Raw genomic sequence first — 872 nt, forward strand, 5'->3', positions numbered from 1 at the left:
GTGGCGTCAACCAGGCCCTGCAAGGACATGACCGGCAGTATCACCCACCACCAACACCACCGACCACCACCAAAGCCGAAATCGGGTCGGACGGATTTAGTACCCACCCCCGCGCGCGGCGTAATTCGCTTGAGGCACTCGCGAAGCCAGGTTGGAGCCATCGGGGCTCACCCCGTAGCGATCCATGACGTAGTTCATCGAGGCGGCGATGTTGGCCACCGGCTCGTAGATGCTCGTCGAGGTGCCCGGCTGGTGATGTCCGGCGAACGTCGTCGGGATGCACTGGGCAGGCCCGCGGGAGCTGTTGGCCGGGGCTCCATCGGACATTTGAGCGCCGTGGGCGTTCGAGTCGGACACGTTAACGACGCTGGCGTTGTGGCCACTCTCGCGCCCGGTGAGTGTCATGTAGCCGTCGTGCCATCGTTTTCGGGCCACGGGGTCGGTGACGCCGCGGGCGTCCAGGGCGGCGTCGATGGCCTCCGACATCGCCGCCGGCCCCTTGGGGAAGGTGCCACGGCCGGCGAAGCTGACGTCTCCCACGGCAATCCTCGCCGCAGACGACGGCGGTGCGGCACCGCGCCCTGAGGCGCCGCGACGGGCCGACGACGAGCCGGACAGTCCGGGAAGTGCGCCGGTCAACCCGCTTAGGGCCGACAGGGAGCCCAGGGGGGACATCCCACCGCCCATGCCGCCACCACCCATACCGCCCATGGGCATGCCGCCACCCCCCATCGGAGCTCCGTAACCCGATCCGGCGGAGCGGATCATGGTGGCGAGCATCTGGCCGCGTTGTTGGGATTTGGTGAGGAGGTCTTTGGCGCGGTCGAGCTGGCCTTCCAGATGATTGACCAACACCGTCTTCCCCGCCGGAG

Annotated in this window: 1 protein-coding gene; it reads right to left on the reverse strand. The window is 68.0% G+C overall.

Annotated features, from left to right (window positions below; all coding sequences use genetic code 11):
- Positions 1-96: 96 nt before the first annotated feature.
- Positions 97-872, reverse strand: a 776-nt coding sequence (locus AC3WTE_RS32610; RefSeq protein WP_492443763.1) for a hypothetical protein, incomplete at its 5' end; no start/stop codon positions are given.

The sequence above is a fragment of the Mycobacterium sp. FW102-FHT13B02 genome (assembly GCF_058790275.1).